Origin of the sequence: Methanothermobacter sp. KEPCO-1, from assembly GCF_008033705.1 — an archaeon.
GTDB classification, from domain to species: Archaea; Methanobacteriota; Methanobacteria; order Methanobacteriales; family Methanothermobacteraceae; genus Methanothermobacter; species Methanothermobacter marburgensis.
On the sequence record NZ_CP042937.1, the window covers coordinates 859,509 to 878,442 of the forward strand.

Sequence of the window (18,934 nt, forward strand, 5' to 3'; positions counted from 1 at the left end):
TTTGATGTTTGAAAATGTTATCTCAATAAAGGACTTTGGAAAGGATGATATAGAGTTCATTCTGAGGGAAGCAGAAAATATGGAGCCAGTTGCCTCTGGAGAAAGGCCCTCCAGCGTTCTTACAGGAAAGATACTTGGGATGATGTTCTATGAACCATCAACAAGGACACGACTTTCATTTGAAACTGCAATGAAGAGACTGGGTGGCAGTGTGGTTGGATTTGCAGATACAGGCGCGACATCCGCTGCCAAGGGCGAAAGCCTAACTGACACCGCAATGATGCTTGCAGGCTACTCCGATGCAATTGTTATAAGACATAACCTTGAGGGGGCTGCCCGTTACATCTCAGACATTGTGGATGTCCCTGTTATCAACGCAGGTGATGGGGCAGGTCAGCACCCCACCCAGACCCTCCTTGACCTCTACACAATGAAGAGGTTCTTTGGTAAAATAGAATCCCTCAATGTTGCACTTGTGGGTGACCTGAAGTATGGCCGGACAGTGCACTCACTGGCCTATGCACTTGCTGTTTTCGGTGTGAAAATGAGTTTTGTATCGCCCCCCGAGCTCAGAATGCCCGACAGTGTCATACATGACCTTGAAGGTAGTGGTGTCGAGGTTACAGAGACCGAGAGGCTAGATGATGTTATAGATGATGTGGATGTCCTCTATGTTACAAGAATACAGAAGGAACGTTTTCCTGACCCTGAGGAATATTCAAGGATCAGAGGGGCCTATCATATAGACAGGGACATGGTCGCCGGTAGGGATCTCATCGTCATGCACCCACTTCCAAGGATAGATGATATATCCCCTGAGGTTGATTCGCTTCCACAGGCGATGTATTTCAGGCAGGCGTTCTACGGTGTGCCTGTGAGAATGGCTCTTCTTAAGATGCTGATAAGAGAAAGATCAGACTCCCCAGAGTGAGTCCTCCAGGAGTGAAGTTTCGCACTGGAGGTCTATGATATTGGTGCGTCCCTTTCCCCTTCCCCTGGAGACGGTGTTGGTTGATATGAGTCCAAGCATTTCGAGTTCATTTATGAAGTCAAATATTCTTCTGTATGAAACTGAATCGCCCTTTGATATCTCCTTGTAGACCTCATAGAGCCTTCCTGAGGTTATCTCCTCCTTTCTCTTTGTGAGGTAGAGTATTGCCTCAAGGACCCTCTGCTGCTGGCTGGGCAGTGTCAGTATGATGTCTGTGATTTTGTTGTGCTCTATGTAGTCCTTGGCTTCCCTCACAAAGTCCCCCTTAACCATATCAGAATCCCTTTCATCTGCAATTTCACCTGCTGTCCTGAGAAGGTCAAGGGCATACCTTGCGTCACCCTCCTCCTTGGCTGCAAGTGCTGCGCAGAGGGGTATTACATCGTCATCAAGTGCACCCTCCTTAAAGGACAGTCTGGATCTTTCCTCAAGTATATCAACAAGTTGCTGGGCGCCGTAGGGTGGAAAGACTATCTCCCTGTCCCTCAGACTGCTCCTCACGCGTGGTTTTATGAACTTTTTAAATTCAACATAGTTACTTATGGATAGTATAGAGACGTTATCTGTCCTTGTGAGGGTGTAGAGCAGGCCGTCACCATCATTCCTCAGGAGTATGTCTATCTCGTCAAGGACAACAAGGAGTATCATGTCCTGGCCAAAGGCATTTTTCTTGAACATGTTCCTGAATGTGTTGACTATCTCGGCCTTTGTCCAGCCACGGTAGGGGACATCACGACCAAGCTGCTGGCAGAGCCTTGCTATGACCTGGTACTCTGTTGTGTAATCTGTGCAGCGGATGTACTCCGTCCTTATGTTAACATCACAGTCCCTTGATGCCTCCTTGAGCTGTTTCATGGCGAATTTGGCAACCGCAGTTTTCCCTGTCCCTGTTTTTCCATATATTGTGATGTCCGGTGGTGTGACTCCATTCAGTGCTTCAACCCAGTACTTGGCTATTGAACGTATCTGTTCCTCCCTGTGAGGCAGCCTGTCAGGTAGAAACCTGTGGTCAAGATATTTTTTATCCTTAAAAACAGATTCTTTGTCCCCTATCTCATCAAAAATGTTCATAGTACCACTTCAAATAAGGCTTTAGAGAAAACTGCTGCTTGAATTTATTATGAAGTCCTCAAAACTGGAATGATAATCATTTCAGGTTTTTGAGGTTTCCCTTTTAATACTGGCAGTGCCCCTTTAGATCACCCTATAAACAGGGTGATAAGTTTCAAGTGTAAATTTTCTTATTCTAACTCTTAGATAAAAGTTTTTATTAATATCAATCCGTTTCATAATAATGACAGTGAGACATGCATTTCAAGTGTAAATTTTCCCCGGCAGTCTGCTGGATGTGAAGGAGGGACATGCGTTTCAAGTGTAACACTTATTTGTCCACTCAGTCGTGAATGGGAGACATGCATTTCAAGTGTAATGATTCCTGAAATGTTGGATATTGTAAGGGAGACATGCATTTCAAGTGTAAATCCAGGATTTGGCTGCTGTTATGTTGGGGACATGCATTTCGAATGTAATTAAATGTGAAGATAGGATCTCCCAAGCGAATCTGACCAGGAAACATCTAATACATTTACAGTTGAAATCAATGTCGCATTTTAATTTCAAAGTTTAATATTGTAATAAAGATTTCACTTGAAATATACCTCTCCCTCACCTCTCCCTCAGTATTGTACACAAATTACAGTTGAAATGCACCTCTCACCCATGCCCCATAATGTACTGGAACAGATTTACACTTGAAATAGACGTCCCTCAAACCAGATTCATGACACAAAAAACAATTTACAGTTGAAATCCATCTCTCCCAGATGCTCAGAAGCACTTCATAGATGTTTTCACTGGAAATGAACCTCACACATACATGCTGTCGTGTTCAGGTTTATCATCGCCGAAACGTTCCTGTATCATCCACATGACATGAAGTTTAGCCCTGAAAACATTTTTTATACTTGAAATCAATCTGTCCTTTGAGAGGCCATCGGAAAATATTTCAGAGGTTACAAGATAACTGTTCAGAACGTTCTCTGGATGATCGAGCTGGAAATCAACTCCAAAACTGTTCAGGGTAAAACGAACCTTCCATATGAATTCAGTCCTTTTCTCCATGCTGAGCGCACGTATCCCTGACTGGTGCTCGGGACTAACACTGGTTGCACAGGCTATAAGAATCATGTCGTTCTTTCCAGCGGGCTGAATGATATCAATGACATGATCCTCTGGATAGTTTATCACATAATGGAACAAGGCGTTTTCGTCAGGGACCTCCATCCTCAGAAAACCCTCCTCCTCAAGCCATTTTTTTATCTTCTTCTCTGGCATGGTATCACACAACTAATTATATCCATCCATGAATATATAACATGGTGAAATTATTACATGTCACTGGTATATAATGAATCGCAACAAAAAGGGAAAACATGAATGAAATCCCTGTCCTGTTACTTGCAGTTTCAATTGATATTATAATCGGAGAACCCCCAACCATACTTCACCCTGTTGTACACATGGGGTCAATCGTTGCATGGATGAAAGGAATACTCAGTAAAACGCGTCTATCAGGAATAATAATGACTCTAGTGGTTGTCTCGGTATTCACAGCACCAACCCTACTCATAGGGTACTTGAATGAACCCCTATACACTCTGATAGCTGCAGTGCTCCTGTCAACGGTAATATCCATAAGGATGCTCTTTACATCTGCCCTGGATGTTGGAAGATCACTGGATGACAGCATTGATGAGGCAAGGGAGAAACTTTCCTATCTTGTAAGCAGAGATACCACCACACTCACAGATGAGCAGATACTCTCAGCAACCATTGAAACACTCACAGAAAACCTTACAGACTCTGTTACAGCGCCTCTTTTTTACTTCATCCTACTTGGACTTCCTGGAGCATTCCTTTACAGGGTCGTTAATACACTTGATGCAATGGTGGGATACCTTGATGACGAAAACAGGGATCTGGGATGGTTCCCTGCCAGACTTGATGACATACTGAACTACATACCATCCAGAGTGACAGGTTTTATGATTGTTCTTGCAGCGTTTTTCCTGTCCATGAACTGGAAAAATTCGCTGAGAGTACTCCTCAGGGACGCCAGACGCACCCCCAGTCCAAACTCAGGATTCACAATGGCTGCAGCGGCTGGAGCACTATCCGTTCAGCTGGAAAAACCAGGAGTATATGTTCTTGGGGATCCCAGAGAGTTCCTTTCAACTGAAAAGCTTAAAGATGCACTGAAACTGAGTTCAATATCTCTTGTCCTGTTCATCGTGTCTGCAACAGGAATAATGCTGGTGATACCATGAGAGTGAGTATACTGACACTCACAGAAAATGGCAGGAAACTTGGTGAGAGCCTGAAGACAGGTCTTAAGGACGATCCCACCATTCTCTCAGTTGAAACCCTGCACAGGGATATAGATTTCAGGGAGGTGTTTTCCAGAAGCGACATGATAATTGGTATAATGGCAGCAGGTATAATGGTGAGAAAGATCGCCCCGCTTCTTGAAAACAAATTCTCTGATCCAGGAGTTATTGTCATCGACGAAATGGGAAGGAATGTCATAAGTCTCCTTTCGGGACATGCAGGAGGTGCAAACGATTTTGCAGTCAAAATTGCAGACATACTCAACGCAAACCCCGTTATAACAACAGCAACTGATGTTAATGGTCTTGTGGGAATTGACAGCTTTGCAGCAAGATACTTCTACGTGATACTTGACAGGCACCTCGTGAAGCACTTCAATTCCTCAATTGTGGAGGGGCACACTGTGGAACTGCACTCATCAAGGAACCTGGGGCCCCTCATTGATGGTGAACTGTCCAGAACCTACAGGTACATGATGGATGGAGATGAGATTGTAAGGGCCCAGTGTAACTCTGAGGTCATGAGACTGGCTCCCCTCAAGGTTTCAGTGGGTATAGGGACAAGGAGGGGAGTTGAGTCCAGCCGGGTAACCGGTGCAATTGTGGAAGCACTTGGACTCTTGAAGCTACCCCCCGAGAGGATCGATGCACTGGCAACAGGTTACATGAAGAAAAATGAAAGGGGAATAATTGATGCAGCAGAGGATCTGGGGGTCCCCCTGGAAATCATACCTCTGCAGGAGCTCAAAGCACAGGATACACACTCATTTTCAGATTTTGTCAACGAAAAATTTGGTGTTGGAAGTGTATGCGAAGCCGCGGCTCTTAAAAGTGCAGGAACCGGATCAAGACTTGTTATAAGAAAAACAACGTCATCAGGAGTTGCGGTTGCAGTGGCGGTTTCAGGGACACCAAAAACTTTTTAACCCAAATGATATAAACCAAATTGAATATAAACATTATTCTGCATTCTTCAGGAATTCAGCAGGGAGGACCCAACATGAGTAACGAAACATTTGATCGCGTTTCTGAAATTTTAAAGCATATTATGGAAGATAATAGTGTCCCAAGGAACATCAGAAGGGCTGCCGAGGAATCAAAGGAGATCCTCAACAACCCTGATGAGGACAGCACAGTGAGGGCGAGCACGGTCATATCAATTCTGGATGAGATAAGCAACGACCCCAACATCCCGATACATGCAAGGACACTGGTATGGGAAATACTCAGCGAACTTGAATCCATAAGGGAATAAATCTCTGTTTTTTATATCCTATTTTGTCTGGTTTAAACGGTTCCTAGGGAATAAATCTCTTCCATAACTATTTAAACAATTAATTTAACTATTTCATGAATTTCAGGACCTCAGCAATGAACCGGGTTTTTGCCAGCTCCTCAATGAACTCTGCAAGCAGGAGGGCTTCCTTAACAGTTTCACCTGCACATACCACACCGTGGTTTTCAAGGACAGCCGCATTTTCATTCACCATCGTCTCTGCACAGGCTGATGCAAGGTCCCTGCTTCCAGGGGGATAATATGATACTACAGGAAGATTTCCCTGTCCGAGTCCCCTGAAGCCCTCCATTTTCTCAATCTCAATCCCGGCAACTAAAAATGCCCTGGCATATGGTGAGTGGGTGTGCACCACACCATTGACATCAGGCCTCCTCCTGTAGACCTCAAGATGGAGTTCCAGTTCCGAGGATGGTCTTCCGCCCCTGAGGATATTCCCTTCAAGGTCAACCATTGCAACATTCTTAAGTGTCACCTGGTCAAGGGGGACCATTGTGGGTGTTATGAAAACCCTATCATCCACCCTTGCACTCACGTTTCCTCCAATGCCAGATACAAGACCCCTCCTGTAGAGGTGGACCGAAACATCAACAACATCCCTCAATGGATTCAAGTAATCACCTGCCTGGACTAATTGAACTCCAGAAGCTTCATTACCCCTCTGTTGAGCACCGGGACCTGGCCACATGTTGGGACAATGTTGTATATCTTCTGAAACTCCGTCTGCGACTGGAATGTACCTGAATTTATAAGGTGAATACCCTTGTATTTTTTGTATGCGTTTATATGGACATGTCCCGTATGAAGGATATGGGGGACATCATCAATCACAAGGTGGTCCTCTATTTCAGATGCAAGGGGGGTCCTTTCACCGTATATAGGTGCAAGGTGTCTCTTCTCAAGGAGTTCCTCCATTATGAGATCGGACCTTTCATGGGAAAGCCCGTTCACGCTCATGGCCATATCGTCAAAACTTCTGCCATGATATATGAGGGTTTTTATACCGTCAAGACTCACCATGGACGGGTTACTCAAAAATTCAACATTTTTTAGGCTGTAAAGCGGCTTCGCATATTCCTCGGGTATTGCGGGCTGGGGCTCAGCGATCCTCGATGCATCGTGGTTTCCAGGGATCATCACAATCTTTATGTCATCCCTTATCTCTCCAAAAAGCCTTGCAGCCTCCTCATACTGCTCATTGATATCCCTTATGATGAGTTCCTTTTCCTGTCCAGGGTATATCCCGATACCATCAACGATGTCACCTGCAACCACCAAGTACTTAATGTCAGCCGCGATATTCATCTGGTCCTCCGTCCCAAAGTCCCCGTTTATCCATTTAACGAACTTGGTGAATGCATCTTCAAGGAAGGTCTGGCTTCCTATGTGGACATCAGATATGAAGGCAACTGAAAAGTCCATTTCCTTCTCCTGTATTCGTGGTACACCAGGATGGAAGATCTCGGAGGCCACCACAAACCTCCCCTTTTTCGCACCCTGAACACCTATGACCTCATCCCTAACAAGCTTCTCGGACTTTTCAAACAGTTTATGGTTTTCATTGTGAACCACCACTGTTATTTCCCCTGTATCATCCTCCAGTTCAAGCATTCTGTGGTTGTTCTTGGTGGTTCGTATCTCATTGATGATCCCTATGATGCTCACAGCGTCGTCCCCGCCGCGAAGATCCGCAATGGGCACATGGCTCTTAAGTTCAGGGCGTCTTTTGAGGAGATCCCTGAGGCAGCTGAATCTGCTGTTGAAGTAGGAGATCATGTCACCTATCTCCCCACTGGTGTATGATCTCTTACTGGTATCTGTGATGACCCTGAAGTCGAATTCCCTCTCCCTTGGAACATTGATTGGACCCCTCGCCTTTATTTCCGCGGGGTTATCTATTTCCTCAGTCAACTCAAAGAGGTCATCAAGCATCTCCGAGGTCAGAAGAGTGAATTTACCCCCACCATTCTTTTTTATCTTAACTATAATCTCCGAGGAGGCTGTTGCAGGATCATCCATTTCTTTCAGCCTGAAATATGCGTTATCCTCTATTAAAATTCCTTCCCTTGCAAATTTTCCTATTATTTCATTCATTTCAATCATACTGCATGAACTGGTTAGGGGAATTCAGAAATCTTTAAAATGGGTTCACGGTTAAATATTTCATTGAGTTCATATATTCTTATCGAAATAGTAGTTTACCCTTTGGGTCCATTCACAGAAAAAAGGTGATGCATTGCCAAGGATCATTAAATTATTCCTGTTCCTCATAATATTCCTGGCCTTCTTTGAGGCCGGGCTCATAAGTTCATACACACTTGTAACGTCAAAACCACCGGATGTGGAAAAACTTATTGAAATGCAGATAGACACCGTATCTTCATTTCTGGATTCAGGTAAGAATATAACCTCCACAATCACTGGAGGGCCTGAGGAGATCCGGATAATAAACAATGCAGATGTTGCAGATGCCCTTAAAGCCCGTACTGGCCTTGATGGAATAAACATCCGCTCCCTCAATGCGACAACAACAGAGGACACATCACTTGAGAACATCAATATCAACATAACAGCGACCGGGTACCGTGAAAACCAGACAGGAAGCGGTCAGATAGTCATAAGGCCAACCGAGCAGTTCACTGTAACTGCAGCTGCAAGGGCTGAAACTAGGTCATCAGGGGTATGGGTCGATGTCAGGACCCTTAGAATCATTTCAGTAACCAGGATTTACTGAGCATCAATTGGGAGGTAAATTCATACATGGAAATCCGCTGCAGTGGCTTCACATCACTAAGCTCCTGATTCACCTGAAGGTGTTCTCATGATAAGGATAATAGGACTTGGACCCACAAGGGATGATATAACAGTGAGGGCCCTCCGGGCTCTTGAAGAATCCGATGTTGTCATAGGATATGTTAGGTACATAAAACAGATAGAGGACCTCCTGGAGGGCAAGGAGATAATAAAAAGCGGAATGGGGTCTGAACTTGAGAGAGTGGAAAAGGCCATCGAGAAACACCTTGAAGGTCTCAACGTCGCACTGGTTAGTTCAGGAGACCCGGGTGTCTATGGGATGGCCAATGTATTCTTTCAGATATTTGATAAGTATTCTGGGGTTGAATTTGAGGTTATACCCGGCGTGACCGCGGTCAACTATGCAGCATCCCACCTGGGGGCACCTCTCCATGACTTTGCGGTTATAAGTCTAAGCGACATCCTCACTCCCCTATCAGAGATAAGAAGAAAGATCAGGGCAGCTGCAGGGACGGGACTTGTAATAGCCCTTTATAACCCTCTGGGAAAGAGGAGGAAGAAACCCTTCAGGGAGGCACTTGAAATACTAAGATCTGAACTTGAACCGGAAACTCCCGTGGGTGTGGTGAGGACCGAAAATGGAAGTCCACAGGTGAGTATTGTGGCTCTTGGAGACCTAAATGAATCCCTTGTGGACATGTCCACCACCATCATAGTCGGCAACGTTACAACCTACACAAGGGATGGATACATGATCACACCCCGCGGATACGCGGTTGAGGCCCCACTCCATGAACTTGCAAGGAAGTTCTATGAGGAGAATCCTTACGGCAAAGATTCAGGCCCTGATGAGAAGTGTGAATTCTACCCCTGCCACTTTGAGGGTCAGAACTGCGCATTCTGTTACTGCCCATTCTATCCATGCGGTGAAGGGTCCACAGGGGGCTACTGGATACGGGATAAGGGCGTATGGAGCTGCCAGGACTGCAGATGGATACACACCGATGAGGCTGTTGAGTGCGTCAGGAGGGGTCTTAAGCGGCTGATTTCAGAACCGGATGATTTAACCGAGAGGAAGAAGGAACTTCTCAAGCTTCGAAGGGAGTGCCTCATGGCTTCAGGAGGAAACTCCAGTAAATAACTGATTTCACCGCAGCAAGATATTTATTTTAAATCACCCAATATCATTTCAGCAGCCTAGGAGGATGAAAGTTGTCCAAAAGTGTTAAGGATATTCTCATCGAAATGAAGAACCTCTCGGAGTTGATGGTGGATCTTGCATACTCTGCCCTCCTGTTTAACAGCAGGGACGCGGCAGAGGAAGTCATAAAACTTGAAAACAAGGTCAACAGGCTTAACTATGAGATAAAAAAGGAGTCACTTCTTGCTGCAAGATCTGTTGAGGACGCCGAAAAACTGACAGCCCTCCTAGAGGTGGGTGAGGCAGCTGAAAGCATAGCAAACTCTGCCAAGGATATCGCTGACCTGGTGCTGAAGGGCATCAAACCCCACCCTGTCTTCAAGATGGTCATGGAGGAGTCCGATGAGATAATAGTCAGGGTGACAATTGATGAGGGATCAGAGCTGGCAGGGAAATCACTGGGAGACCTTTTACTTGCAACCAGAACAGGTATGAGGATCATAGCCATCAGAAGAGGAGAATCCTGGATTTACGGACCCGATAGAAACACGGTACTTGCAGAGAACGATACTCTTATCGCCAAGGGAAACGAAGCAGGTTCAGAACTCTTATTTGCACTTGCAAAGGGTGAGATGACCCTTGAGGATATAGGGTGCAGCATAGAATAGTCCCAGAGATGATGTAAATGTTAGCAGGTGAGGTCAATGAGGATAACAGGAAGATTACTGAGGACGACTCGGCTCATACTACAGTCCCTGCTAACATTTACCGTGAATTTATCCATAACGGCCTCAAGGGGATGGGTCAGGGCTTTTAACCTATTCAAGAGTTTTGGAAGCTTTTTCAGGGGTTCTAAAAGGGTTATAGGGGAAAGCTTCGTCGCACTCTTCATATGTGCCCTGGGGGACCTTGTGGCAGGTATATTTCTGGGTAAGATGTCTCCCCTCCTTGAGTCATATCCAGGCCTACTTGTACTGATACCCGGTGCCATAGGGATGAGGGGTAATATCTTCGGGGCCCTGGGTTCACGCCTCGGTTCAGGTCTGCATATAGGTACCCTTTCACCGGAACTTCGAAAATCAGATGTCCTTACAGAGAACATTGAGGCGACCATAATACTGACCGTGGTTATGTCAATTTTCCTTGGATTCATGGCCTGGATATTCTGCCATATCTTCGGATTTCGAAGCATGGGAATAATGGATTTCATTGTTATCTCTGTGGCCGGCGGAATAATATCAGGTGCCGTCCTTCTCCCGGCAACCGTCCTCATATCCCTCAAGAGCTATGAGAATGGCTGGGACCCTGATAACGTCACAACACCCCTCATAGCAGCTTCAGGCGACCTTTTCACGCTCCCATCAATATTCGCGGCACTGGCCATCCTTGAGGCTGTAAGGAACGGCATTTTTGAATGGGTGCTCTTTTTTCTGTTTATTCTGATGGGTGTTCTGGGCCTTGCGATGGGAATTAAGGGCAGATATAACCTTAGAAGGATCATAAGACAGAGCGTGCCCGTACTTCTCCTCTGCTCAGCCCTGGGAACCACTGCGGGTATGGTCCTAAACAGCAAACTATCGTTTATACTTGACAACCCTGCAATCCTTGCACTGGTACCGCTGTTTTCAGGTGAAAGTGGAGACCTTGTGAGCATACTCGGAGCAAGGCTTTCCTCTGGGCTCCACTCTGGTATAGTCCCTGCAACCCTCAGACCCCATGGAGAGGCCCTCAGAAACTTTGGAATAATATCAGTACTTTCATTGATCATATACCCAACAATCGGGCTTCTGGCTCATGTTGTGAGTGTTTCCCTTGGTATAGGGTCCCTTGGACTTGAGAGGATGGTTCTTATAAGTTCACTTGCAGGGTACCTTCTGACCCCATTCCTTCTTATGGTGGGCTTTTATCTGAGCTCAGCATCCTACAGACTTGAACTGGACCCTGACAACATAGTTATCCCACTGTCGACCAGCATGACCGACCCGGTGGCAAACACGTGCCTTGTAATAGCCATAATAGCAGTTATAGGGCTCTGAATCATCATTAAGACCTCAGAACCATGTAATGCTGGTGGGGGGCTCTGGGTCAGTAGGGGGATATGAGGATCTGGAGGGAGCATGGCTGGACCTCAAAGTAATCAGGTTTCAGCGGACAATCCATTCCAGAGCGGGGAAGCCCGGCAATTATTACCCCCCTTCCACATCCATGTAAATGGATCCATACCACGCCCTGCCCTGTTAAATTCAGTTTTAAACTTCCTGAACGGATTTTTATCTCTTCATGGCTTCTGTTGCAGTCCGTGTCAAGGATGAATGATCCGCTGCAGCCATCTGATATGAGGTAGTAATCCAGTGAGTCATTAACGCGAAAATTCATGCAGGTCCAGTTTTCGCCATGACCGGAGGGACACAGGCATTCCTCCCGCCTGATAACATAATCAGACAGGAAGTTGCAGTTGACGGTTTTTCTAAATACCTGTATTTCATTCCCCTTCAGTTCACCGCCAATGATTATGGGGCTTATTCTGTCGTTGAGGGGACTCAGCACAATTCTCACATGAATGCCCGGGAATGCCCTTTCAAGTAATTCTGGTCTTGAGCGAATTTTCATGATTTTTTCATAGGATATGACCCCTCTTTTTCCTGGGACGGCAAGTCCAGGATACCTGCAGGTGCCTACAGGAAGCTTTTCCCAGTTAACAGGATCTCCAGGTGTATTTATGAGAACATCCGTTGCTGTGGCACCTTTAGCCCTTGTGTATGTTTCTCTGAATCTTTCATTCATTCGGGTCTCCTGTATTTCCATCAGTTCTGCAGATATGCCCACGATAATGGCCACGATTATGAGGGAGAGCAGAAAATCTGTTGAGAATATCACTGTATAACACCGTACTTTTTTCTGTGGGCCCCGTCAAGGTATATGATGAATCCTGATACGTTGTGGAGCTCCCCGGCGTACGCTGTCGTGAATAGAACATGGTCAACAGATACCGGGGCCTCCTCAAAATTTCCTGAGGGTATTATGAAGGTTTCAAGACCCAGGTGCGGACAGGAGGTTTTTCCCTCCAGTCTACAGAGGTAGCAGGACCCATCGTGACTCTCATGGTAGTATCCATTTAGGAGGCAGGTGTAGAGGACTCCGCTGGATCCATGGATGGTGTAGGGTTCATAGGGACACCTTCTTATCAGGAAAGGACCGGAAGCCCCATCATAGGCTTCCCTGTTCCCTGAAGAAAGGTGGTCCATGAGGCTCCTGCCATACTCTATTGACGTTTCATTGTGCTGCAACCTTCCCAGAACCCTGAAGGGCAGGGGATCAGGCAGATCCTCAACAGGTACCCTTACCGAAATGTTCTCAGTGTGGTGGATTTTTCCTGCCCTAATATCAACAGTGGAGTTAACCTCAATACAGAAGGGGTCGTCGGTTGCCCCCTCAACTGAATTCACCCTGCAGCTTAGATTCATGTTTCTGTGGACAGCGCATAACCTGTCAATACGCCCCTGTACCCCTGCTCTTACACGGGCCCTGGCATCCAGGTCTGGAGGAAGTGTACCGTTTATGGCCTCCTGTGCAGTTCCATTTAGTACTTCCCTTGTTATCACCGGGATGCTGTCCCTGATATCCCACAGGGCCCCTGTCATACTCTCAGATAGGGACCTATCAGCACTTCTTTCCACTGATGAATCATCGATGCTGAGTATCATCAGGGCGAGTATCATGGCCGGCACCATGAGAAGAAGACTGAAACCTGCCATCACATAGCCTCCATCATCCATCGTATCACCCGATTAAAATTAAGTATTACCAACATAAAAATATTACTGAAATGATATTAAGTTAATATTAAACGTTCTGGGGCTTCAATGGCGATCTAAACCATTAGAAATAGAAAAAAGGCCAGATTATCCCATGGATCAACTCAGGGGGTAATAAGAATCTTTATTACTCCCTTGGAAGCACAAGGGATTTAAATATCCTCTGACCATATGATTTAATTATAATGAATCAAGATAGATAATGAAAACTGATTACATTTATGGAGGTCACATCATGACAGAAACCGTTAGGACATGGCGCCATATACCCCAGCGCTACAATCTTACAGGTTCAAAATGTCTCCAGTGCGGGAACGTTTTCTTCCCAAGCAGAATAATATGCCCTGAATGCAGACGTAAAGGTAAGCTTGAGGACCTAAAGTTCAGCGGGAGGGGAAAGATACACAGTTACTCCGTGATAAACACCCCAACCGACGAGTTCAAGGATATAGCTCCCTACGTGGTGGCCATAGTTGAACTGGAGGAAGGTGCTAAGATAACAAGCCAGATTGTTGACTGCGACCCTGATTCAATAGAGATAGGCGACGAGGTCGAAATGGTATTCCGCAAGGTGAGAGAAGAGGGTGAAGATGGAGTGATATCATATGGATTCAAATTCAGGCCAAAAAACTAAGATAGGTGTTCTTCTTGTGGGGCATGGAAGCCGCTTGCCCTACGGTGAGGAGGTCATAAATGGCATAGCAGATATCTACAGGAAGGAGGTTGACCATCCTGTTGCAGTGGGGTTCATGAACATATCCAGGCCATCAATACCAGAGGCAATAAATGAACTCGCAGCAATGGGCGTTGAAAAGATCATTGTTACACCGGTCTTCCTGGCCCATGGAGTCCACACCAAACACGACATACCACACATTCTGGGTCTTGATAATGGCACTGAACATCACCATCACCATGAACATGAGCATGAGGAATTTGAATTCGACGGTGAGATAGTCTACACCGAGCCCCTAGGGGCAGATCCGCGAATTGCTGAGATAATCCGGGACAGGGTTAAATCAGCAATTTAAGGGTAACCCCCAATTTATTTTGATAGAAATGCCCCCTGATAGAATATCATCCCTTGGCGAGAAGAAACTCATCTCAAGGATAATATCAAGATCAGCCTCATTTTTCAGACCCTCAGAGCTTCTAGGTCTTGGAGATGATGCTGCACTTCTTGACATGGGGAATGAGTACCTTGCACTGACCTCAGACCTTCTAATTGAAAGCAGGCACTTCCCCCCCAAAATGAGCCATCACGATATGGGATGGAAAACGGTTACAGTGAACATGAGTGACCTGGCTGCAATGGGGGCTGCACCGGAGGGTTTCATACTCTCCATGGCCCTCCCTGACCTTGACCTGGAATCCTTTGACTCCCTCATAAGTGGCGTCATGGAGGCCTGCAGTTACTACGGCGCACCCCTCATTGGGGGGGATACCAATGAGGGGGATGAGATAATAATGGCAGGCACAGCCATTGGGAGGATCAGGAAGGACCTTGTGATGATGAAGTCCGGTGCCAGGCCAGGGGACCTCATTGCAGTTACTGGGCCCCTTGGACTTGGAGCTGCGGGCACAGAGCTTCTTCTATCGGGAACAGATACTGCCGGATTTGAGGTCGCGGTTGAAAAATCCCTGAAACCCATTGCAAGGGTTAAGGAGGCATCCAGAATGGCGAAGTCTGGGCTTGTGTCTTCGGCCACAGACATAACCGATGGCCTCATAAGTGAACTTGGTGAGCTGAGGGATGCCAGCGGTGTGGGGATGAGGATCCACGAGGTGAAGTTACCTGTACCTCCCCAGGTATCAGAGGCGGCATCCGTCCTTGGAGTGGATCCACTGGAACTTGCCCTGTACTATGGGGAGGATTTTGAACTTGTTTTCACTGCACCACCTGATGCAATGGAGGAACTCTCCAGAATAATGAAAGTGCATATCATAGGTGAGGTCATAGAGTCACCCTCCATTGAAATGGTTGATAAGCATGGAGATACATATAAACTTCATGTGAGGGGCTATGAACATCTGCGCCCCTGACTGCAGTGGGGGATACCATGAGGAAGGAATCCATACTCTATGAGAAGGCCGATGATAGGTTGAGGTGCCTGGTGTGCAGCAGGAAATGCCTTATACCTGAAGGAGGAAGGGGGTACTGTCTCACGCGTGAAAATAGCGACGGTAAAATCTATTCTCTCACCTATGGGGAGGTATCCTCAGAGGCGGTTGACCCGATAGAGAAGAAGCCCCTCTTCCACTTTTATCCTGGCAGCCTTGTCTACTCCCTTGGCAGTGTTGGATGTAACTTCAGGTGCAGGTACTGCCAGAACTGGAGCATATCACAGGCACGCATAGATGGCTTTCCCACAAAGTACATCTCACCGGAGGAGGCGGTTGAAAATGCCCTCAGAAGTAACTGCACCTCCATAGCCTGGACCTACAATGAGCCCACCATGTGGCTTGAGTACACCCTGGACTCTGCAGAACGTGCAAGGGCAGAGGGCCTCAAAACGGTTTATGTTACAAATGGCTACATGAGTGAGGAGGCCCTCAACCTGCTTGGACCCCTACTGGACGCTGCAAATGTTGACCTCAAGGGAATGTCTGGGCGATTCTATCGTGAGCTATGTGATGCAAAGCCAGAACCCGTACTCGAGAACATCATAAGGATGCATGAGATGGGTATCCATATAGAGGTCACCAACCTCCTCATACCCGGTTACAATGACTCTGATGATGATATAGTGGCCCTTGTGAACTTCATGGTATCTGAGGTCGGGGTTGAGGTTCCACTCCACTTCACGAGGTTCTTTCCACATTACAGGATGCAGGATGTGCCCCCAACCGGGGTTGAGAGACTGATGAGGGCCAGGGAGCTTGCCCTTGAGGCGGGCATGAAGTATGTGTACGTGGGGAACCTTCCAGGGACCGATGCTGAGAACACCTACTGTCCGGTTTGTGGTGAGCTACTTATAAAAAGGGATGGCTACCTCACAAGAACAGTGGGGATCAGGGATGGTAAGTGCAGCTCCTGCAGAGCCGATGTTGACATTGTAATAGATTAGTTAACTGAGCCTCAGGGTCTGGAGATTCTTGGGGAATGAAAGTTGATTCTATTTTATTTCTGTAAGTGTGTTTTGGGGCTCTGAGATTTCTGTGACCTAAAAGCAGAGAAATGAACCATTATCAAAATAAATTTTTATGGTGCCCTTTCACTCGGACCGGCTGACCCTCTGGAATTTTTCTGCGCCAGCGAGGGGCACCGTTGCATCAACACCAACCTTGGTTGTTGTACCATCGGGAAGTGCTGCAGGGTCCAGGGATGAGCCCCTTGCCCCCGGGACTATCAATATGTCATCGTCGCCCTTCACCCTTGTTGCCACGGCATATTCGATTTCCTCAGGGTCAAAAACGTCTATGTCGTCGTCCACAACCACCACATGTTTGAGGGATGGATGGGCTGCAAGGGCCGCCATTATCACATTCTTGCCGTCCCCCTGACTCTGCTTTTTGATTGAGATGGCTGCATGGAGCCAGCAGCACCCCCCCTCGGTTAGAACAACATTCCTGACGGTGGGCACCGTATTCTTAACTGCCCTGTATATCCTTGGCTCCTGGGGCAGCCCCTGAAGCAGCCTGTGTTCAAATCCTGCTGGCAGAATTGCATGGTACATGGCGTCTTCCTTTACATGCATTTTATCAAGGGCTATGACAGGTTCCTCCCTTACAACGTCATAGGTGTCTGTGAGGTCAACAAAGGGGCCCTCACTTTCCCTTTCACCGCAGAGTATCCTGCCCTCAAGTATTATCTCCGCAGGGGGGACCTCCAGGTCAACTTTACTGCACCTCACAAGTTCCAGTTTTCCGTCGTGGAAGGTGTTTGCAACCTCCATTTCATCGGCATCTATCGGTATGGATGTGGTTGTCGCAAGGAGGGTGGCGGGGTCCATACCTATGGCCACTGCTATCTCAAGGTCCTCACCCATCTCCTCGGCCCGCTGGTGGTAGGTGTAAAGGTGCCTTGGAACTATACGGACCGCCATTCTATTACCAGATATGACCATCATTCTGTGGATGGAGGCGTTCCTGATTCCGGTTTCAGGGTCTCTGGCAAATATGACCCCTGCTGTTATGTAGGGGCCTCCATCCCTCTGGTAGTGGGTTAGAACCGGGAGCCTTGAGAGGTCGGCATCCTCTGAACTGTAACCCTCAAGGTCCCTCACAGTTCTGATGGGTGTCGGGTTTTCCATTGCATGGACAATGCGCTGGGTTATCTCATTGACCTGGCAGTTCAGGGAGAGGGCGATCTTTTCCCTGGTATTGCAGAGCCCGGATATGACAGGGATATCTGATTCCCGTATATTCCTCAGTATCACAACATCCCTTGGGTGCCTCCTCAGTATACCTGCAGCCTCAAATCGTGTCGAAACCTCATCCTCAATTATCACGGGTTCTTCTTCGAGCCTATCAAGGAACTCTCTCATTGAATCACCATCAGAACTTGACTGAACGGCTTTTTATCCTCTTTATCCGGGACTCGATTTTACCGTCATATATTCCAAGCATTTCAGCCGCCAGTATTGCGGCGTTACCACCGTTACCAATTCCAACGGTCCCAACAGGGACACCTGGCGGCATGTTAACCATTGAAAGGAGGGAATCCCAGCCGTTCATTTTGAGTGGACATGGAACACCGATCACAGGCCTGTCACTGAGGGCGACCACGGCACCTGTAACATGGGCAGAGAGTCCGCTTATCGCTATGAAGAGCTTAACATTCTCCATCCGCTCAAGGTACCTCTCGAACCTGTCGGGGTACCTTATGGGTGATATGACGTTGAGGTCATAGCTTATACCCATCCGCTCAAGGAACATTGTTGTCTTTTTGGCGATTTTCATGTCCGAGTAGCTGCCGGGGATCACAGATACCATTGGGGCGTCTTCTTCACCAGATTTTTCCTTTTCCTGTATTTCTGCCAGTTCAACATCGAGGGGGGCGTAGTATGACCCCTCTATGCTGTTGAGCACCTGGCACTCATCCCTTCGGACCTTCTCATAGAAACCCCTTCTGAGTTCAGAGACCCGGTCCCTCACCTCCGGGTCACCTATACCTATTATCTGGGCAGCCAGTATTGCGGCGTTTTCTCCCCTGTCAACACCAACCGTTGCAACCGGGGCAGGGAAGGGCATCTGTGAGCATGCGAAAAGGGCGTCAAGTCCTCCTAGTTTAACATCAACCGGGACACCTATCACCGGGCGGTGGGTGTTAGCCGATATCATCCCGGGAAGGTGGGCAGAGAGTCCTGCTATACCTATGAAGACCTCAACACCCTCCTTTATGGACTCTGCAACTATAGCCTTCACCTTTTCATGGGTCCTGTGGGCCGAGGCAACCCTGAGGTCATAGGGTATCCTGAGTTCTTCAAGGATCTCCATGGCCTTTTCAGCTATCCTGAAGTCTGATGCACTTCCAAGGAGTATCATCACTCTGGGCTTCATTTAGAGATTCACCTTTACATTTATGGATAGATATCATTTATGGATAGATAT

The 18,934-nt window shown here is 47.1% G+C and carries 20 protein-coding genes; 12 read left to right on the plus strand and 8 right to left on the minus strand.

What is annotated here, in order from left to right; genetic code table 11:
* The first annotated feature begins 4 nt into the window (after positions 1 to 4).
* Positions 5 to 931: an aspartate carbamoyltransferase gene (gene pyrB / locus FVF72_RS04525; protein ID WP_147671327.1), complete on the plus strand. Its 927-nt coding sequence runs from the start codon at positions 5 to 7 to the stop codon at positions 929 to 931.
* Here pyrB and cdc6-1 read toward each other — a convergent pair.
* Both cdc6-1 and FVF72_RS04535 read right to left on the minus strand, forming a co-directional pair.
* Positions 914 to 2,062 carry an ORC1-type DNA replication protein Cdc6-1 gene (cdc6-1, locus tag FVF72_RS04530; protein WP_147671328.1) on the minus strand — a complete coding sequence of 383 codons (1,149 nt, stop codon included), beginning with the start codon at positions 2,060 to 2,062 and terminating at the stop codon, positions 914 to 916. The genes pyrB and cdc6-1 overlap by 18 nt on opposite strands.
* Before the next feature lie 795 nt (positions 2,063 to 2,857).
* Positions 2,858 to 3,325: a DUF2299 domain-containing protein gene (locus FVF72_RS04535; RefSeq protein ID WP_013296575.1), complete on the minus strand. Its 468-nt coding sequence runs from the start codon at positions 3,323 to 3,325 to the stop codon at positions 2,858 to 2,860.
* Between the two features lie 98 nt (positions 3,326 to 3,423).
* On the opposite strand from FVF72_RS04535, the gene FVF72_RS04540 reads away from it, so the two are divergent.
* The 3 genes from FVF72_RS04540 to FVF72_RS04550 all read left to right on the plus strand — a co-directional run bounded on the left by FVF72_RS04540 (position 3,424) and on the right by FVF72_RS04550 (position 5,632).
* The gene (locus FVF72_RS04540; protein WP_013296574.1) at positions 3,424 to 4,317 is read left to right on the plus strand and encodes a cobalamin biosynthesis protein; all 894 of its coding nucleotides are present in this window, start codon (positions 3,424 to 3,426) and stop codon (positions 4,315 to 4,317) included.
* A complete protein-coding gene (locus FVF72_RS04545) occupies positions 4,314 to 5,303 on the plus strand; it encodes a cobalt-precorrin 5A hydrolase (protein ID WP_013296573.1) in 990 nt (329 codons plus the stop codon). Before FVF72_RS04540 ends, FVF72_RS04545 begins: the two co-directional genes overlap by 4 nt.
* 74 nt (positions 5,304 to 5,377) lie before the next feature.
* Positions 5,378 to 5,632 (plus strand): UPF0147 family protein, encoded by a 255-nt coding sequence (locus tag FVF72_RS04550; RefSeq protein ID WP_013296572.1) that lies wholly within the window; start codon positions 5,378 to 5,380, stop codon positions 5,630 to 5,632.
* Between the two features lie 88 nt (positions 5,633 to 5,720).
* Here the strand turns inward: FVF72_RS04550 and FVF72_RS04555 are convergent, their stop codons facing one another.
* Positions 5,721 to 6,284: a class II aldolase/adducin family protein gene (locus tag FVF72_RS04555; RefSeq protein WP_013296571.1), complete on the minus strand. Its 564-nt coding sequence runs from the start codon at positions 6,282 to 6,284 to the stop codon at positions 5,721 to 5,723.
* A gap of 17 nt (positions 6,285 to 6,301) precedes the next feature.
* Positions 6,302 to 7,765 carry a DNA-directed DNA polymerase II small subunit gene (locus FVF72_RS04560; protein WP_013296570.1) on the minus strand — a complete coding sequence of 488 codons (1,464 nt, stop codon included), beginning with the start codon at positions 7,763 to 7,765 and terminating at the stop codon, positions 6,302 to 6,304.
* A 142-nt stretch (positions 7,766 to 7,907) separates the two neighbouring features.
* Here FVF72_RS04560 and FVF72_RS04565 point away from each other — a divergent pair, with 142 nt between their 5' ends.
* The 4 genes from FVF72_RS04565 to FVF72_RS04580 all read left to right on the plus strand — a co-directional run bounded on the left by FVF72_RS04565 (position 7,908) and on the right by FVF72_RS04580 (position 11,602).
* The gene (locus FVF72_RS04565) at positions 7,908 to 8,405 is read left to right on the plus strand and encodes a hypothetical protein (RefSeq protein ID WP_013296569.1); all 498 of its coding nucleotides are present in this window, start codon (positions 7,908 to 7,910) and stop codon (positions 8,403 to 8,405) included.
* Between the two features lie 87 nt (positions 8,406 to 8,492).
* Positions 8,493 to 9,566: a precorrin-3B C(17)-methyltransferase gene (gene cobJ / locus FVF72_RS04570; RefSeq protein ID WP_013296568.1), complete on the plus strand. Its 1,074-nt coding sequence runs from the start codon at positions 8,493 to 8,495 to the stop codon at positions 9,564 to 9,566.
* A gap of 104 nt (positions 9,567 to 9,670) precedes the next feature.
* Positions 9,671 to 10,234: a potassium channel family protein gene (locus FVF72_RS04575; protein ID WP_171770417.1), complete on the plus strand. Its 564-nt coding sequence runs from the start codon at positions 9,671 to 9,673 to the stop codon at positions 10,232 to 10,234.
* Between the two features lie 36 nt (positions 10,235 to 10,270).
* Positions 10,271 to 11,602, plus strand: a complete 1,332-nt coding sequence (locus FVF72_RS04580; protein ID WP_013296566.1) for a magnesium transporter — start codon at positions 10,271 to 10,273, stop codon at positions 11,600 to 11,602.
* 49 nt (positions 11,603 to 11,651) lie between these two features.
* On the opposite strand, the gene FVF72_RS04585 is transcribed toward FVF72_RS04580, so the two are convergent.
* Both FVF72_RS04585 and FVF72_RS04590 read right to left on the minus strand, forming a co-directional pair.
* Positions 11,652 to 12,443: a hypothetical protein gene (locus tag FVF72_RS04585; protein WP_147671329.1), complete on the minus strand. Its 792-nt coding sequence runs from the start codon at positions 12,441 to 12,443 to the stop codon at positions 11,652 to 11,654.
* The gene (locus FVF72_RS04590) at positions 12,440 to 13,342 is read right to left on the minus strand and encodes a hypothetical protein (RefSeq protein ID WP_013296563.1); all 903 of its coding nucleotides are present in this window, start codon (positions 13,340 to 13,342) and stop codon (positions 12,440 to 12,442) included. The genes FVF72_RS04585 and FVF72_RS04590 overlap by 4 nt, the downstream gene beginning before the upstream one ends.
* A gap of 274 nt (positions 13,343 to 13,616) precedes the next feature.
* Here FVF72_RS04590 and FVF72_RS04595 point away from each other — a divergent pair, with 274 nt between their 5' ends.
* Genes FVF72_RS04595 through amrS form a run of 4 tightly spaced genes read left to right on the plus strand, consistent with a single transcriptional unit; the run spans position 13,617 to position 16,449 of the window.
* The gene (locus FVF72_RS04595; protein ID WP_013296562.1) at positions 13,617 to 14,015 is read left to right on the plus strand and encodes a Zn-ribbon domain-containing OB-fold protein; all 399 of its coding nucleotides are present in this window, start codon (positions 13,617 to 13,619) and stop codon (positions 14,013 to 14,015) included.
* The gene (gene cfbA / locus FVF72_RS04600) at positions 13,987 to 14,412 is read left to right on the plus strand and encodes a sirohydrochlorin nickelochelatase (protein WP_013296561.1); all 426 of its coding nucleotides are present in this window, start codon (positions 13,987 to 13,989) and stop codon (positions 14,410 to 14,412) included. The genes FVF72_RS04595 and cfbA overlap by 29 nt, the downstream gene beginning before the upstream one ends.
* 28 nt (positions 14,413 to 14,440) lie before the next feature.
* Positions 14,441 to 15,424 carry a thiamine-phosphate kinase gene (gene thiL, locus FVF72_RS04605; protein WP_147671330.1) on the plus strand — a complete coding sequence of 328 codons (984 nt, stop codon included), beginning with the start codon at positions 14,441 to 14,443 and terminating at the stop codon, positions 15,422 to 15,424.
* A gap of 17 nt (positions 15,425 to 15,441) precedes the next feature.
* Positions 15,442 to 16,449 (plus strand): AmmeMemoRadiSam system radical SAM enzyme, encoded by a 1,008-nt coding sequence (gene amrS / locus FVF72_RS04610; protein WP_147671331.1) that lies wholly within the window; start codon positions 15,442 to 15,444, stop codon positions 16,447 to 16,449.
* Between the two features lie 147 nt (positions 16,450 to 16,596).
* Here the strand turns inward: amrS and FVF72_RS04615 are convergent, their stop codons facing one another.
* Both FVF72_RS04615 and purE read right to left on the minus strand, forming a co-directional pair.
* On the minus strand, positions 16,597 to 17,868 hold the full coding sequence (locus FVF72_RS04615; protein ID WP_147671332.1) for a UbiD family decarboxylase: 1,272 nt from the start codon (positions 17,866 to 17,868) through the stop codon (positions 16,597 to 16,599).
* A 10-nt stretch (positions 17,869 to 17,878) separates the two neighbouring features.
* On the minus strand, positions 17,879 to 18,883 hold the full coding sequence (purE, locus tag FVF72_RS04620) for a 5-(carboxyamino)imidazole ribonucleotide mutase (RefSeq protein WP_147671333.1): 1,005 nt from the start codon (positions 18,881 to 18,883) through the stop codon (positions 17,879 to 17,881).
* Between the last annotated feature and the right edge of the window lie 51 nt (positions 18,884 to 18,934).

What these genes read in the sequence shown, in the direction of transcription:
- pyrB (WP_147671327.1), top strand. Translation starts at nt 5, where the DNA reads ATGTTTGAAAATGTTATCTCAATAAAGGACTTTGGAAAGGATGATATA.
- cdc6-1 (WP_147671328.1), bottom strand. Translation starts at nt 2,062, where the DNA reads ATGAACATTTTTGATGAGATAGGGGACAAAGAATCTGTTTTTAAGGAT.
- FVF72_RS04535 (WP_013296575.1), bottom strand. Translation starts at nt 3,325, where the DNA reads ATGCCAGAGAAGAAGATAAAAAAATGGCTTGAGGAGGAGGGTTTTCTG.
- FVF72_RS04540 (WP_013296574.1), top strand. Translation starts at nt 3,424, where the DNA reads ATGAATGAAATCCCTGTCCTGTTACTTGCAGTTTCAATTGATATTATA.
- FVF72_RS04545 (WP_013296573.1), top strand. Translation starts at nt 4,314, where the DNA reads ATGAGAGTGAGTATACTGACACTCACAGAAAATGGCAGGAAACTTGGT.
- FVF72_RS04550 (WP_013296572.1), top strand. Translation starts at nt 5,378, where the DNA reads ATGAGTAACGAAACATTTGATCGCGTTTCTGAAATTTTAAAGCATATT.
- FVF72_RS04560 (WP_013296570.1), bottom strand. Translation starts at nt 7,765, where the DNA reads ATGAATGAAATAATAGGAAAATTTGCAAGGGAAGGAATTTTAATAGAG.
- cobJ (WP_013296568.1), top strand. Translation starts at nt 8,493, where the DNA reads ATGATAAGGATAATAGGACTTGGACCCACAAGGGATGATATAACAGTG.
- FVF72_RS04575 (WP_171770417.1), top strand. Translation starts at nt 9,671, where the DNA reads ATGAAGAACCTCTCGGAGTTGATGGTGGATCTTGCATACTCTGCCCTC.
- FVF72_RS04580 (WP_013296566.1), top strand. Translation starts at nt 10,271, where the DNA reads ATGAGGATAACAGGAAGATTACTGAGGACGACTCGGCTCATACTACAG.
- FVF72_RS04590 (WP_013296563.1), bottom strand. Translation starts at nt 13,342, where the DNA reads ATGGATGATGGAGGCTATGTGATGGCAGGTTTCAGTCTTCTTCTCATG.
- FVF72_RS04595 (WP_013296562.1), top strand. Translation starts at nt 13,617, where the DNA reads ATGACAGAAACCGTTAGGACATGGCGCCATATACCCCAGCGCTACAAT.
- cfbA (WP_013296561.1), top strand. Translation starts at nt 13,987, where the DNA reads ATGGATTCAAATTCAGGCCAAAAAACTAAGATAGGTGTTCTTCTTGTG.
- thiL (WP_147671330.1), top strand. Translation starts at nt 14,441, where the DNA reads ATGCCCCCTGATAGAATATCATCCCTTGGCGAGAAGAAACTCATCTCA.
- amrS (WP_147671331.1), top strand. Translation starts at nt 15,442, where the DNA reads ATGAGGAAGGAATCCATACTCTATGAGAAGGCCGATGATAGGTTGAGG.
- FVF72_RS04615 (WP_147671332.1), bottom strand. Translation starts at nt 17,868, where the DNA reads ATGAGAGAGTTCCTTGATAGGCTCGAAGAAGAACCCGTGATAATTGAG.
- purE (WP_147671333.1), bottom strand. Translation starts at nt 18,883, where the DNA reads ATGAAGCCCAGAGTGATGATACTCCTTGGAAGTGCATCAGACTTCAGG.